Origin of the sequence: Marinobacter caseinilyticus (assembly GCF_011074955.1) — a bacterium.
Taxonomy (GTDB): domain Bacteria; phylum Pseudomonadota; class Gammaproteobacteria; order Pseudomonadales; family Oleiphilaceae; genus Marinobacter; species Marinobacter caseinilyticus.
The window spans coordinates 33,252-47,121 of sequence record NZ_WUQJ01000020.1 but is presented as its reverse complement, the minus strand read 5'-3'; the positions used below and the strand labels follow the sequence as shown (position 1 = coordinate 47,121).

The following is a 13,870-nucleotide window of genomic DNA, read 5'->3' as shown; positions in this document are numbered from 1 at the left end:
GAGTGGACGCGGGCACTGGTCGGGACGGCGGTGAATCCGTCATACTAGTGCCTAACGACAATGGGTGGGGAAACAGTGACCTGCCCGCACAGAACGACCCCGGGAGTTGAGGATGAGCACAGCATCAGAGAGCCGTCAGGCCAAAGTGATTGATGAGTTAAGGGTTTTCATCAAGAAGGTATTGAGTGATCCGACGATCGCGGTCAAGTCGGTGGATATCGCTCGAAAATACCGTAACCAGCCGAACGCCAACGAGTTGATCGCGCGCGAGATTGGCGCCAATACCACCGTGCGTATTCCAGAACGCTGGAGCGAAGCCGACAAGATGTTTCTGGATATCCTGCACGACGTGCTGGACGATGAAGAAGCGCTTTATTGAGCGCCCCAGTCAGTGTTTCCCGCTGGTTAAGACCTTAACCGGCGTTGTGGCTACGCCTGCCTGCTCTTGGGTAGCTGCTCGGCCAGAACAACCTCAGCGTGCTGGTGCAGTATCGCGAGCTCATCACGAATCTCAAGGTCTCCCGCCAGTTCCCGCTGCTCTAACAGTATGTCCCGAAGGATTTCCCGGGTGGTGAGCGGATTGGCCAACACGACCCGGAACACAATGCAGGGAAAGTGGTGGTGGCGCGCCGGCTCCAGCCGAGTCCGCGACACAAAAGCCTTACCATGCTCCCGTTGCGCCTTCTGGAGAAATTTGGTGATGCGGTTGAGGCTGGTGTTGAGCTTTTCGGCCTGCAACGGGTTGGCTGCCAGCAGTGCCTGTTGCGCTATCTGTGGACAGTAGCGATAAGTCAGAATGTTCAGCTCTGGCCGGGTGATAAGCTCAAAGTCCGGCTCCGCATCAATCATGTCAGCGAAATTCTGCGCTTTTTCAATACCCTGGTCGATCAGGATTTCATAACCTTCCCGCGCCAGAATTTTCAGTCCCGAGTGAATCAGCATCGCCATGCCGGGTCGCGAACCCTCGAGAGTGGTGCTGCCAAGGTCGCGGGACCCTTTCCGGATAATGTATTGAGCATGATGCTCCACCGCACTCGCCAGCGCCGGGTCGCGAAACACCACCAGGCCCACACCCATCGGGACGTAAAGCTGCTTATGGGCGTCAAAGGTAACCGAGTCGGCTTGTTCTATGCCCTTCAGTAAATGCCGGTGTTGGCGCGAGAACAGAGTTGGGCCACCCCAGGCGGCGTCAACGTGGAAATGGGCGCCAAACTCGCGGGCAATGTCGGCCATTGCGTCCAGCGGGTCGACGTTGCCGGTCTCAGTCGTGCCAGCAATGCCACAGATCGCCATGACTTTGATTTTCTGTTTTTGCAGCTCAAGGCATTTGTCCCGCAAGGCATCGGTCTGGATTCGATTGTTGTCATCGGTATCGACGGCGACCAGCGAGTCGCGGCCCAGGCCCAGAACATCCGCTGCTTTGGACAGTGAGTAGTGGCCCCGGCGCGAGACCAGAATGGCGGCGCCATCGTAGCCGTAGTATTTCAGTGCCCGGAACAGACCTTCCTGATGCAGCCCCCGAAAGCTGCCTTCGGGCGGAAAGGCCTGATTGCGCGCAACCCACAAAGCGGTCAGGTTGGCGACGGTGCCACCGGAACACATGGCGCCCAGGGCATGGCGGGGGTCGTGCATCCACTTACGGTAAAAAGCCCCGTCCTGCTGATAGACCAGCCGGTGAATCATGCCCAGCACCTGGCGTTCCATGGGCGTAAAGGCTTTGGACGTTTCGGTTTTGACCAGGTTCTGGTTCAGCGCAATCATGATCTTGGACAGCGGCAGCATGAAATACGGCAGCGCTGAGGTCATGTGGCCGACAAAACTGGGGGAGGCGGTGTGGACGGAATTGGCCACCAGTTTGTCGAGCAGAAACTGGGCCTGCTCAGACACAAAAATGGGCTTCTCGGGTACCGCTGAATCGGCGAAGTTCTTCTCGACATCGCTTAAATCGCGTTCGACCGCAACAATGTGCTCCTGTAGAAAGCCCGCCAGGTTGCGAGAAATATCCTGGTCAACACGGCTCAGCGTGGAGTCCGGTGCCTCGGGCACCGTAAACACGCGGTACATGGCCTCAACCGAAGCCTGAGCGGATTTTTTCTTGCCTGTCATACGCGCCACGCACTTTCAGTGGGATGCCGGAGGAGTCATTCCCGATACTCCAACGGTTACATTCGGGAAGAAAGGTCTTCCTTTCAGACCAGTCTGGCACACCGCACAGCTTGTGACACGATGCCAGCGCCTCTTCGCGTCCCCGGCTCGGGGGCGTGAGTCATCTCAACGCAGCCGGGGCCGCGTAGTATACGACCTCAGGTAGGCGGCTGCCACCAGGTGAGCGGGGATTTAACCTGGGGATGACTAGAGAATCTCCAGTTGAACGTCCAGAACGGGCGCATCAATGCGGTCCGCAACGGCTTTTTCGACCTGGTCCAGGCGTTGCTGGATTTGCTGCGACGAGGTGCCCAACGCGGCGATGGTCCAGGTTGCACAATCCAGCGCTTCGAGGTCAGCGGTTTCTGCGACCGCAAGATCCGGCTCTCGGCCCCACACCGCCCGCATCGGCGTAAAGGCCTTGCGTTTGGCTTTCAGGTCTTCACAGCCATAGACCTGGAAGTGAAGCGTCAGCACACCCACATGAGGGGTGATGGCCGGCCCCTGGGTGGGCGTGTTCAGTAATCGTCGCAATGCATCAGACATAAAGAGACCCACGGTGGCGGCACCCTGCAATTGAATTTTCTTAAGTCTACTGTTTTTAGTCTACAATAGGGGTTGCGCGCTGAATAATGGCTCTGGCATCCATGCCTGGGGGCAGGGTGCCGTAATTGCGACCGCCGTGTGACGCCAGCCGTGAGCCGCAGAATGCATCCGCAACCGCCGGCTCGGAATGGCGTATGAGCTGGGCGGCCTGCATCGACAATGCCAGCCGGTCAACCAGATTACGGGCACGGTACTCAAAGTCGCTGGTGTCAGCAAAGTCGTTATGCAGCTGGGTCAGGAACTGATCGAATCGGCGATCGCCACTGCGGGCTTCGCCGACCTCTGCGAAAAACGCGGTCAACACTTCGGGCTCTTTTTGCAAGGCACGCAGGGTGTCGAGACACTGCACATTGCCGCTGCCTTCCCAAATCGCGTTCACGGGTGACTCCCGGAACAGGCGTGGCATGATGCAATCTTCCATGACGCCACTGCCGCCGATGCATTCCATGGCCTCATAGGCGTGATTCGGTACCCGTTTGCAGATCCAGTACTTGCCCACCGGGGTGGCCAGACGTGCGAGCAGTCGCTCATGCGGCAGGTGTTGGTTATCCAGTGCGCGGGCGATGCGCATGGTAAACGCAAGGGCGGCTTCACTCTCGATGGCCAGGTCAGCCAGCACGTTCTGCATCAGGGGCTGATCGTTAAGGCGATGGCCAAAGACCTGGCGATGCCGGCAATGATGGAGTGCCTGAGCGGTCGCCTGCCGTAATCCGCCACTGCTGCCAATCATGCAGTCAAACCGTGTCATTGAGACCATTTCGATGATCGTAGGCACACCGCGGCCTTCCTCGCCAACCATCCAGGCCAGCGCACCCCTGAGTTCAACTTCACTGGATGCATTGGAGGCATTTCCCATCTTGTTTTTCAGCCGCTGGATCTGCCACGGATTCTTGGTGCCATCCGGACGCCAGCGGGGCATCAGAAAACACGACAGGCCTGCAGTGGTTTGGGCCAACACCAGGAAGGCATCGCACATCGGTGCAGAGACAAACCATTTGTGGCCAACCAGTTCATAGGGTTGGCCTGGGCCGGGGGTTGCGACAGGATAAGCGCGAGTGCTGTTGGCGCGGACATCGGTGCCGCCCTGCTTTTCCGTCATCGCCATGCCGATGGTGACAGAGGTTTTCTCACTGTCCGGTCGGTTGCTGGGATCGTAGTGGTTGGCCAGGATTTTGGACTCCCACTGCGCGGCCAGTTCCGGCTGTTTGCGTATTGAGGGAATCGAGGCAAAGGTCATGGTGATGGGGCAGCCGTGTCCGGCTTCCACTTGCGAGTGCATGTAGTATTTCGCCGCCCGCGCGACATGGGCCCCTGCACCCGGGTTGGTCCAGGGGCTGCTGTGCAGACCGTGTTCCATCGCAATGGTCATGAGCTGGTGATAGGCCGGGTGAAAATCGACTTGGTCAATGCGGTGACCAAAACGGTCGTGGGTCTGGAATACCGGTTTGTATTCATTGGCGCGGAAGCCAAGTTCAATGGTTTCGGCAGCGCCCGCCAGAGCCCCAAATGCCACCAGTCCGGCTTCTGCCGAGCCTGCCCCTTCGCGTTTGGTGGCCTCCAGTAATGCCCTGTCCTGTTGGAACAGGTTGTAGTTTTCGAGCGCCGGCGGCTGGTTCTTCACCTCATGGGTAACTGCCAGGTAGCGGTCGTGACTCTCTGTGGGCAGGGTTTCAGGGTGTGGTTGACGGGCGTTCATGTCTATCTCCGTGTGCCAGTCAGTCCTTGTATGCAAAAACAGACAATGGATTCGACCAGCTCTTGTTGTTGTTGCGGGCTCATGGTCCGCTCTGCGTCGGTTTGCGCGGGCGATAGTGGCCCCACCAGGCTCTCCGCAATGGCGCCCACCAGGCAGGTGCTGCTCTGGCGTGCCTCCTGGGGCGGAACCGATCCTTCCTCGATACCTTCGCGTATCGCTTGTTCGAAATGCCGGGCATAAGCCTGACGATACAGCAGTCGCTCAGCCTCAACCTTGGGGTCGACCGGTTCGGCAATCAGTGACCACGCCATGGTCGGTCCTCGCAATGCACGCTCGGCAAACTGTCGCAGTGCCGCTTCAAGCCGAGTGACAGCCGTTCCTTCGGTGGCCAGTGCTTCGGCCACTTTGTCGACTTCGCGCTGGGTTGCGCTGCGGAAAATTTCCGCAAACAGCTCCTCTTTCGAATCGAAATACCGATAAAGGGTGCCGGTCGCAACGCCCGCTGCCTGGGCTACATGAGTCACCTGGGCGCTGCGAAAGCCACCTTCCATGACGCAACGAACACCACAATTAAAAATGCGGTTACGGGCCTCGGCTTTCCGGTTGCGCATTTTTTCGGTTTCGCGGTAAGCCATTAGAGCTCCTTTCTAACAAGTGAATCATTATTCATTTTATGTGTCAATTGCATTGAGCGTGCTTTAACAACAGTTTGGAATGCAAAACGATAATGCGAATCGATATGTTACAAAAAATTACAAAAAAATAGTTGAGGACAAATAGCACTGTTCTCGAAACCAGATTATAAAGACGCCAAGGCAGGTATGCTTGCCGAGACAGGGCCAGCCGGTCGAGCAGGACTGGCAGTGCTCGTTGTATTGTCTTCGCTGATGGGGGAGAAGCCATGAGTGAATTCGACGAAAGCAATCTGGAGCAATCCGGAAGCTGGACATTTGACGGTGACGATACCCACTCTATAGCTGGTCGCGCCCGGGTGCGAGCCCAGTTGGCCTCTGATATTGAAGCATTTCTGAGCCAGGGTGGGGAAATTCAGGAGGTGGATACTCTGTTCCGCACAGATACACCCCGAAAAGTGGAGGTTGGCTTTAACAACCGTTCGCTCTGATCCGTCTGCAAAGGCGTCGCCGCATGGTGACGCCTTTGTCCCTGTTTTTGACGCTGTTCCCAGCAAGTCACATGGTACTGTTTTATTCTGCACACTCCTAACCGAGAGCTGGGGACTATGCGACCATTTTTGCGTTACACCTTACTGCTACTGGCCGTTTTGGCGCTTGCCGCTGCCATGTCACTGGTCTGGATGGAGCCAGCGGGGAACGTGCCCTCAACGCCGGCATCGCCCGCAGCGTCCCAGCGCGAAGACACCAGCGCTGTTGGGCTCAGCGATGCCCAAAAGCCTTCTGACCTGGTGTTCGGTGCGAAACCGCCAACGGTTTCGCCGCAGTTACCGGCGTCACTGTCGGGCACCACTGTGCCGACTGGCTGGCGAGTCGTCGATGAGCACGGCAATTTGATTGCCACCGCCGAACTCCGGGCGATGTTTGAGTATTATTTGTCAGCCCTGGGCGAGGAATCCTTGCCCCAACTGATTGTGCGAATTGAGCAGGCGCTGCAGTCCCTGGCCGAGCCCGCCCGGGGCCAGGCGCGGGAAACGCTGGCTGCGTATCTGGATTACAAGCTTGCTGTCAGTGAGTTGGAGGCGAGCTATGGGGCCATGGACCTTGAGCTAAGCCATGATCAACTCGTCCAACGTATGCGCGAAGTCCAAGGCCTACGCCGGGCTTATCTGGATGGACCGACCGTGGATGCGTTCTTTGGCGCCGATGAAGCGGTGGACCGTTTTCAGCTTGCGCGCATGGCGATCAACCAAAATCAGTCGTTGTCACCTGAGCAGCGGGCTGAACGGCTGGCACAGGCAGAAGCGGGTTTGCCCGAGTCAATGCGGGCGGCGCGGCAACAATCCAGGCAGTTTGAGCAGTACCAGCAAGCCCAGCAAGCGTTGGCTGATGATCCGGCCGCGCTCAGGCGATATCGCGAGTCGACATTTGGTGTTGAAAATGCTGAAAAACTGGCTCAGGTTGAACGTGAACAGCTGGCCTGGAAAGCGCGCTGGTCGGCCTACCGTGACGACGTTCAGAGTTTGCGAGCCGCCGGCCTCGCGGAGCCGGAATGGCGGGCGGCGATCGACCGCCTCCGGGCCCAGTATTTTGACGGCCCGGAGCGTGCCCGGGCCGAAGCCCTGGATTCCATTCAGTAGCGCAACGTTCCCACGCGCGGTGCAGCCCGGACCGGTTGCTTAAGTGGCTGCCGGGTTTCGTCAATGCCTGCCGCAAATCCAGGCAGGCGTGTATGATGGGAGCATTCACATCCCATCCTGTGTGCGTGGCGAACCATGGTTCCGGTCCGGTGGTGACCTTAAACTGTCATTGCTGGCTGGCATGCTGTGATTCACTGGACGTTGTACAGCGTTGATGAATCACCTCCCATAGCCACTTCCGGTGGTTGGTAGCATGAGTTGGGCTGTATTCAACGATAGGACAGGAGGCGTTGCTGTGTTTTCACCGCTCAATCGCGTATATCCCGCCAGCCGACCACGGCGTAATCGGGCAGACGAGTTTTCGCGACGGATGGTCAGGGAGACCCGGCTGTCGGTTGATAACCTGATTTACCCGGTGTTCGTACTCGACGGTGATGGTCAACGCGAATCGGTGGCCTCGATGCCCGGTGTCGAGCGACTCAGTATTGACCTGTTGGTCGAGCAAGCCGCGGAATGGGTTGCGTTGGGGATTCCGGCCGTTGCATTGTTTCCCGTGGTACCGGCGGCAAACAAGAATCTGTCGGGATCCGGTGCCTGGGACTCCGAAGGGCTGGCCCAGCGAGCAACCCGAGCCTTGAAACGGCACTACCCGGAGTTGGGTGTGATTACCGATGTCGCACTCGACCCCTTCACCACTCACGGCCAGGACGGCATTATTGACCCTGAAGGTTATGTGCTGAATGACGTCACCGTTGAGGCCCTGGTGAGACAGGCGGTGTCCCATGCCGACGCTGGTGCCGATGTGGTGGCACCCTCGGATATGATGGACGGGCGGGTCAAAGCCATCCGCGAGGCGCTGGAGCGGGCCGGCCATGTGAACACCCGAATTCTGTCCTACGCCGCCAAGTATGCGTCCAGCTATTATGGTCCGTTCCGGGATGCCGTTGGGTCGGCGTCGAATCTGGGCAAGAGTAACAAGGCCAGCTACCAGATGGACCCGGGCAACAGTGACGAAGCCTTGCACGAAGTGGCCATGGATCTGGCCGAAGGCGCCGACATGGTGATGATCAAACCGGGCATGCCCTACCTGGACATTGTTTACCGGGTCAAGCAAGAGTTGAAGGTGCCCACCTTTGTGTACCAGGTCAGTGGCGAGTACGCCATGCACATGGCGGCGGCCGATAACGGTTGGCTGGATGGCGATGCCGTTATGATGGAGAGTCTGATGGCCATGCGCCGTGCCGGCGCTGACGCGATTTTAAGTTATTTTGCCGTGCGAGCCGCACGGCTGCTGAAACACGCCTGATTCCAATTTTACCCCCCGAGGCTTTGAGAGCGATGAGTACGGAAACCGTCAAGATCCTGAACCCAGCCGCCGATGCGACGTCATCCGAATCGGATGGGCCGACGCCTGCGATGCCAGAAATCCTGCCGCCTCTCGACCCTGCCGCCAGTGAACACTACTTTAATCGTGAACTGAGCCATATCCAGTTCAATTACCGGGTGTTGCAACAAGCACTGGATGAGAACCATCCGTTGATCAATCGCCTGATCTTCAACTGTATCTTCAGCAGCAACATGGATGAGTTTTTTGAGATACGGGTGGCCGGCCTGCGTCAGCAAATGAAGTACGGTCGCGAAAGCGTTGGTCCGGACGGCATGTTGCCTGAACAGTTGTTGAATGAAATCAGCCGGGTTGCCCACGACTATATTCATCAACAGTACGACATTCTCAACAACGTGCTGTTTCCGGCGTTGGAGAAGGAGAATATTCATTTCGTGCGGCGCCGGGATTGGACGCCGGCGCAGACTGAGTGGGTGCAGCGCTATTTCGAGGATGAAATCCTGCCGGTGGTTAACCCCATCGGTCTGGACCCGTCGCATCCGTTCCCGCGCCTGGTCAATAAAAGCCTCAACTTTATTGTCGAGCTGGACGGTAAGGATGCGTTTGGTCGTGAAACCGGCATGGCCATTGTCCCTGCGCCTCGCTCGCTGCCCCGTTTGGTGCGGTTGCCGGACGATATCTGTAATGGCGGCGACAACCTGGTGTTCCTGTCGTCAATGATTCACGCTCACACCGATGAACTTTTCCCCGGCATGGAAATCAAGGGCTGCTATCAGTTTCGGTTGACCCGGAATGCCGACCTGGAACTGGAGGACGATCTTGAAGATCTGGCGTCGGCTCTGCGGGGTGAGTTGTTAAGTCGTCGATTTGGCGATGGTGTGCGGCTGGAAGTGGCAGACAACTGCCCGGAAGAGCTGGCGCAGTTCCTGTTGCGGGAGTTTGGTCTGACCGAGCGGGACCTCTATCGTGTTCATGGCCCGGTCAACCTGACGCGCCTGCTGGCGGTCGGTGGCCTGGTGGATCGTCCGGATCTGAGTTACCCCGGATTTTCCCCCATCGTGCCAAAACAGATCCGCAACAAAGAGCTGATCTTCGACGCTATACGGCAGCAACCGGTACTCCTGCTGCATCCCTATGAAAGCTTTACGCCGGTGATCGATTTCTTGCGCCAGGCCGCCAAAGACTCCCAGGTATTGGCGATTCGTCAGACGCTGTATCGCACTGGCGCCGACTCCGAGATTGTGGAAGCTCTGGTGGATGCCGCGCGTCGTGGTAAAGAGGTCACAGCGGTAATCGAGCTGACGGCCCGGTTTGACGAGGCTGAAAACCTGGAGCTGGCAAGTCGCTTGCAAGAGGCCGGTGTGATCGTGGTATACGGCGTGGTGGGGTACAAGACCCACGCCAAAATGATTCTCATCGTGCGTCGGGAAGAAGGCCGCCTCAAACGCTATGTTCACCTTGGTACTGGTAATTACCACGCCGGTAATGCCCGGCTTTACACCGACTACAGCCTGCTGTCCTGCGACGATGCACTGGGGGATGACGTCAATAAGTTGTTCCAGCAGCTCACTGGCATGGGCAAGGCGCTGAAAATCAAGAAGCTGTTTCACGCGCCCTTTACTCTGCACCGGCGGTTGATCGAACTGATTGAGCGTGAGGCCAGTTACGGCGAAAATGGCCACATTATTTTCAAGATCAATGCCCTGACCGATCCTGATGTGATGCGGGCGTTGTACCGGGCTTCCCAGGCCGGCGTCACCATTCAACTGATCATTCGGGGTATCTGCTGTCTGCGCCCGGGTATTCCCGGGCTGTCTGAAAATATTCACGTGCGCTCTATCATTGGCCGATTTCTGGAACACACCCGGGTGTATTACTTCGGTAACAACGGGAAGTCAGAAGTGTTTTGCTCCAGCGCGGATGCCATGGTCAGGAACCTGATCAACCGGGTCGAAGTGGCGTTCCCCATTGAAGACCGCGATCTCTCCGCTCGTCTCAAAGACGATCTCGACGCCTATCTGGCGGATAATTGCCAGAGCTGGGTGTTGCAGCCAAATGGCACTTACGTTCAAAATCAACCCGCTGAGGGCGAAGAGCGATCGGCCTCACAGCTGGTGTTATTAGAGCGGCTGACCAGCAAATAATTCGGCGGACATTCGTGTTTTCAGTGGGTCCGGTTGGCACGAAATGCCGGCCGGACCTTTCCGTTGAGTTGTGACGTGCCGCAGTGCGGAATGTTGCCTTCCTTGAATAAACTTCCCTTGATGGCTAATGGATACTCCATTGAGAGCAAACGGAGCGTGGATAATGACTAAATGGATCTGGGTCGGTGGTCTGGTGATGGCCTCAGGTATTTCGGCCCCCTGGGGGGTTGGTGTCGTGACCGAACAGCAGTGGCAGCAAGTGACGAACGAAGCCAATGCGTCTCAGGCTTTTTTTGAGGTAAGTACCCGTCAATATGAGCGTCACTTTTTCAGTGCCGACATCGAGGGCACTCTGCATATTAAAGATCCTGGTACCGGCGAAGTGTTCGATTATGCGTACCGGGGCGATGTGTCTCATGGCCTGCTCAGTAGCCGGGTAGATTTCCAGCCTGATGGCGCGCCTTCTGAGCTGTTTGCTGAATTGTTCCCCGATCAGCGGCCAACCCTGGCGGTGACCGTGAATGCCTGGGGCTCGGCTGACGTGGAACTGACCATCCCCGCCATACACATGACCTCGGAGCAAACCGGTGAGTCCCTTGACAGCACCGAAGCCTATGGCTGGGGCACAATCGCTGATTCCGGTTCGGAACTGGACATGAGCTTTCGCTGGCCCGGTCTGACGACCCGGGGTCCGAATGCGCAGTTTGCAGTGGGCAACGTGGCTTTTGCCCAAACATTGCGTCGATTAGAGGGCGATGTCTGGATTGGCGATAGCCGCCTGACGCTGGACAGCCTGGAAGTGGATCTGGACGCGCAGCCGGCGGTCAACCTGACTGGCCTGTCACTGGTGAGTGAGGCGACGGCAGAACAGGACAACCACCGGTTCAGTTCGGGGTTAACACTGGCCATTGATCAGGTCAGGTCCGATGAAGAAGTGTCAGGGCCGCACCGTGCCACTTTTGTCATGAACGGCCTGAGTGTTGACGCCTGGAATGGGTTCATGGCGGTGTTGTCAGACATGCAGACGCTGGCCCTGACCCACGGCAATAAACCATCCGCTTCAAGCGAGGCGTTGGTGGAACAGCAAATGGCCCTGATGCTTGATATCAGCAATGCCCTCAAAGTGCTAGCAGGCGCCGGGATGTCGTTTGGGTTTCCCGAGGTGCTGTTTACCACCCCCGAGGGCCTGGTCAGAGCGGAATTGATGCTGCAACACCCGGAACTGACGGCCGAGGAGCAGGCCGATATGACGCTGGTTATGCAGCGTCTGACCGGCGCGTTCAAAATGAGCATCCCGGTCGCTTACGCCGAATCCGAGCCGGCGTTGATGGCCCAACTGATGCCACTGATCGATCAGGGTATGGTGGTCCGTGACGGTGAACACTTTACTCTGGGTGCCGAGCTGAAAGATTTGGAGATCGATGTTAATGGCCAGACAATTCCATTGCCACCGATGATCTAGCCTACCGCCAACAGTCTGTCTGGCGGTGTTGTGGTGGTTCGAACCGGCGCCACCCCATTGTTATTGCCAGTCAGGCTTCCAGGGACCCGGGGCCTCCGGTCAGTAGTGTTCACCCGTTCGAGAACATACCAGGCCGGGTACTACTGACCGGGTACTGCTGACCGGGTATTACTGGCCGGTCACAACCGTCGCCCGCCCAATTCCCCTGGGATCAGACGCCGCCTCGGTTTGCCCGGTTTGATGGTCAATCACAATCAGTTGCATATTGCCGTAAGCTCGCCCGACATCGGTCAGGGAATGCCCCAGCTTGGTGAGTTCGTCGCCCAGTTCACCCTCCAAAAAACCAGGTTCATGCTGGATTACGTCTGGCAGGTACTGGTGATGGAAACGGGGCGCGCTGACGACATTGGCCGCACTCTCGCCCGACATCAGGTCCAGGAGGCCAAGGTAGACCATTGTGATGATGCGGCTGCCGCCCGGGGTACCAATAATGGCGCTGCGCTCGGGGCCCTGCATTAACGTCGGCGACATGCTTGAAAGTGGACGTTTTCCGGGTTCAACCTTATTGGCCTCTCCGCCCACCAGTCCATACGCGTTAGGCGTGCCCGGCTTGATTGAAAAATCATCCATCTCATTATTCAGCAGCACACCGGTCTGGGCCGACAGAAATCCCGAGCCAAACGGCAGATTGATGCTCAGGGTCGCGCTGACACGATTGCCGTCTTGGTCCAGAACCGATAAGTGGGTGGTGTGGGTGCCGGCGGAAAAGTCACCTTCCAGCGCGTCGCTTGGGGTGGCCCGGGCGCTACGGATGGTGCCGGCCTGCCGAGTCAGGTAGGACGCATCCAACAACCGCGAGACCGGGACATCGGTGAAATCCGGGTCACCGAGATAGAGCGCGCGGTCATGGTAGGCGCGTCGCATCAGTTCAGTCAGGTAATGAAGACGAGCCGTCCCGGCGCTCGGGCTCTCCGGTTGATTGTCGTTGGATAACAGCCCGGTATTGGTCAGTGTCGTCAGCGGCCTTGCTGTCATCATGCCGAACATCTGGGCCATGGCGATCCCCCCCGATGACGGCGGTGGGGCACTCCAGATCCGGTAGGGGCCATAATCGATGGTTATCGGCGTCCTCTCAATGACCCTGTAGGCGGCAAGGTCGTCCTCAGTCCAAAGCCCGCCGGCCGCGGTCACATCTTCAATCAGTCGGGTTGCCACCTGGCCCCGATAAAATCCGTCAAAGCCATGGTTCGCCAGTTCGGTCAGCGTGCCTGCCAGGGCGGGTTGTCGCAGCACGGTGCCGGTCTCGGGCACCTCACCGTTTCGGAGATAAACCCGGCGGGCCGCGGGGTAGCGAGCCAATACCGCACGACGCCATTGCGCCAGTGTCCGGTAATGTTCATCCACAGCAAAGCCGTCGTTGGCCGCCGCAATAGCGCCTCCCAGGGTCGTCGATAAGGGCAGTCGGCCGTAGTGATTACTGATGTGGGCAAAGGCGGCGGCCTGGCCGGGAATGCCCGCGGCCAATGGGCCATTGACTGAGAGTTTGTCGGGGTGGACATCGCCATTGGCGTCCAGGTACATGGTTGCATGAGCCTGGCTGGGGGCTTTTTCCCTGGCATCCACAAAGACCGTGCGACCGTCAGAACTCTGCAGTAGCCAGAAGCCGCCGCCCCCGATACCGGCGCTGTAGGGTTCCACGACGCCCAGCACGGCCGCCGTGGCCACTGCTGCGTCAAACGCATTGCCGCCGTTGGCAAGTGTATCCAGGCCGACCTCGGTGGCCAGCGGATGGGCACTGGCGACGGCGGGCTGAAAATTCGGTGAGCGGGTCGATGCACACCCGGATAAAATCGCCAGCACCAGCAGCACAACGACAGGCCATAACCGCAAGCGGGCTGGGCGGTGGGCCCGGTTAGGCATTCGGTTACTGCCCCGTCAGTTGGTGGTAGCGTTCCATTAACTGGGCTTCGGTTTCAATGTGCTTGGGGTCGACAGGAATGCAGTCAACCGGACAGACTTGCTGGCACTGTGGCTCATTGTAATGCCCCACGCATTCCGTGCACTTGTTCGGGTCGATGATATAAATCTCATCGCCCGCTGAAATGGCCTCGTTCGGGCATTCCGGCTCACAGACGTCGCAGTTGATGCATTCGTCGGTAATGATCAGGGCCATACGGCAAAACCTCGGGGCATAACATTG

General features: G+C 58.1%; 12 protein-coding genes. 6 read left to right on the top strand and 6 right to left on the bottom strand.

The window, feature by feature from the left end; translation table 11 throughout:
• Nucleotides 1-112: 112 nt before the first annotated feature.
• Complete coding sequence (locus GRX64_RS09580) at nucleotides 113-379, top strand: hypothetical protein (protein ID WP_166266599.1); 267 nt, start codon at nucleotides 113-115, stop codon at nucleotides 377-379.
• A gap of 50 nt (nucleotides 380-429) precedes the next feature.
• Here the strand turns inward: GRX64_RS09580 and panP are convergent, their stop codons facing one another.
• The 4 genes from panP to GRX64_RS09560 all read right to left on the bottom strand — a co-directional run bounded on the left by panP (nucleotide 430) and on the right by GRX64_RS09560 (nucleotide 5,082).
• Nucleotides 430-2,106, bottom strand: a complete 1,677-nt coding sequence (panP, locus tag GRX64_RS09575) for a pyridoxal-dependent aspartate 1-decarboxylase PanP (protein ID WP_166266598.1) — start codon at nucleotides 2,104-2,106, stop codon at nucleotides 430-432.
• A gap of 246 nt (nucleotides 2,107-2,352) precedes the next feature.
• Nucleotides 2,353-2,691, bottom strand: coding sequence for a DUF503 domain-containing protein (locus tag GRX64_RS09570; protein WP_166266597.1), 339 nt, complete (start codon nucleotides 2,689-2,691; stop codon nucleotides 2,353-2,355).
• A gap of 55 nt (nucleotides 2,692-2,746) precedes the next feature.
• Nucleotides 2,747-4,447, bottom strand: coding sequence for an isovaleryl-CoA dehydrogenase (locus tag GRX64_RS09565; RefSeq protein WP_166266596.1), 1,701 nt, complete (start codon nucleotides 4,445-4,447; stop codon nucleotides 2,747-2,749).
• Between the two features lie 2 nt (nucleotides 4,448-4,449).
• On the bottom strand, nucleotides 4,450-5,082 hold the full coding sequence (locus tag GRX64_RS09560; RefSeq protein ID WP_166266595.1) for a TetR/AcrR family transcriptional regulator: 633 nt from the start codon (nucleotides 5,080-5,082) through the stop codon (nucleotides 4,450-4,452).
• Nucleotides 5,083-5,348: 266 nt separating this feature from the next.
• Between GRX64_RS09560 and GRX64_RS09555 the strand changes: the two genes are divergently transcribed.
• The 5 genes from GRX64_RS09555 to GRX64_RS09535 all read left to right on the top strand — a co-directional run bounded on the left by GRX64_RS09555 (nucleotide 5,349) and on the right by GRX64_RS09535 (nucleotide 11,670).
• The gene (locus GRX64_RS09555) at nucleotides 5,349-5,570 is read left to right on the top strand and encodes a hypothetical protein (protein ID WP_166266594.1); all 222 of its coding nucleotides are present in this window, start codon (nucleotides 5,349-5,351) and stop codon (nucleotides 5,568-5,570) included.
• Nucleotides 5,571-5,687: 117 nt separating this feature from the next.
• Nucleotides 5,688-6,719, top strand: a complete 1,032-nt coding sequence (locus GRX64_RS09550; RefSeq protein ID WP_166266593.1) for a lipase secretion chaperone — start codon at nucleotides 5,688-5,690, stop codon at nucleotides 6,717-6,719.
• A 295-nt stretch (nucleotides 6,720-7,014) separates the two neighbouring features.
• Nucleotides 7,015-8,025, top strand: a complete 1,011-nt coding sequence (gene hemB, locus GRX64_RS09545; RefSeq protein WP_282433944.1) for a porphobilinogen synthase — start codon at nucleotides 7,015-7,017, stop codon at nucleotides 8,023-8,025.
• Between the two features lie 110 nt (nucleotides 8,026-8,135).
• A complete protein-coding gene (gene ppk1, locus GRX64_RS09540; protein WP_166267059.1) occupies nucleotides 8,136-10,208 on the top strand; it encodes a polyphosphate kinase 1 in 2,073 nt (690 codons plus the stop codon).
• Between the two features lie 163 nt (nucleotides 10,209-10,371).
• On the top strand, nucleotides 10,372-11,670 hold the full coding sequence (locus GRX64_RS09535) for a DUF945 family protein (protein ID WP_166266591.1): 1,299 nt from the start codon (nucleotides 10,372-10,374) through the stop codon (nucleotides 11,668-11,670).
• 168 nt (nucleotides 11,671-11,838) lie between these two features.
• On the opposite strand, the gene ggt is transcribed toward GRX64_RS09535, so the two are convergent.
• On the bottom strand, nucleotides 11,839-13,590 hold the full coding sequence (gene ggt / locus GRX64_RS09530) for a gamma-glutamyltransferase (protein ID WP_166266590.1): 1,752 nt from the start codon (nucleotides 13,588-13,590) through the stop codon (nucleotides 11,839-11,841).
• Between the two features lie 4 nt (nucleotides 13,591-13,594).
• On the bottom strand, nucleotides 13,595-13,843 hold the full coding sequence (locus GRX64_RS09525) for a YfhL family 4Fe-4S dicluster ferredoxin (RefSeq protein ID WP_166266589.1): 249 nt from the start codon (nucleotides 13,841-13,843) through the stop codon (nucleotides 13,595-13,597).
• Between the last annotated feature and the right edge of the window lie 27 nt (nucleotides 13,844-13,870).

What these genes read in the sequence shown, in the direction of transcription:
- panP (WP_166266598.1), bottom strand. Translation starts at nt 2,106, where the DNA reads ATGACAGGCAAGAAAAAATCCGCTCAGGCTTCGGTTGAGGCCATGTAC.
- GRX64_RS09550 (WP_166266593.1), top strand. Translation starts at nt 5,688, where the DNA reads ATGCGACCATTTTTGCGTTACACCTTACTGCTACTGGCCGTTTTGGCG.
- ppk1 (WP_166267059.1), top strand. Translation starts at nt 8,136, where the DNA reads ATGCCAGAAATCCTGCCGCCTCTCGACCCTGCCGCCAGTGAACACTAC.
- GRX64_RS09570 (WP_166266597.1), bottom strand. Translation starts at nt 2,691, where the DNA reads ATGTCTGATGCATTGCGACGATTACTGAACACGCCCACCCAGGGGCCG.
- GRX64_RS09535 (WP_166266591.1), top strand. Translation starts at nt 10,372, where the DNA reads ATGACTAAATGGATCTGGGTCGGTGGTCTGGTGATGGCCTCAGGTATT.
- GRX64_RS09565 (WP_166266596.1), bottom strand. Translation starts at nt 4,447, where the DNA reads ATGAACGCCCGTCAACCACACCCTGAAACCCTGCCCACAGAGAGTCAC.
- GRX64_RS09580 (WP_166266599.1), top strand. Translation starts at nt 113, where the DNA reads ATGAGCACAGCATCAGAGAGCCGTCAGGCCAAAGTGATTGATGAGTTA.
- GRX64_RS09555 (WP_166266594.1), top strand. Translation starts at nt 5,349, where the DNA reads ATGAGTGAATTCGACGAAAGCAATCTGGAGCAATCCGGAAGCTGGACA.
- GRX64_RS09560 (WP_166266595.1), bottom strand. Translation starts at nt 5,082, where the DNA reads ATGGCTTACCGCGAAACCGAAAAAATGCGCAACCGGAAAGCCGAGGCC.
- ggt (WP_166266590.1), bottom strand. Translation starts at nt 13,590, where the DNA reads ATGCCTAACCGGGCCCACCGCCCAGCCCGCTTGCGGTTATGGCCTGTC.
- GRX64_RS09525 (WP_166266589.1), bottom strand. Translation starts at nt 13,843, where the DNA reads ATGGCCCTGATCATTACCGACGAATGCATCAACTGCGACGTCTGTGAG.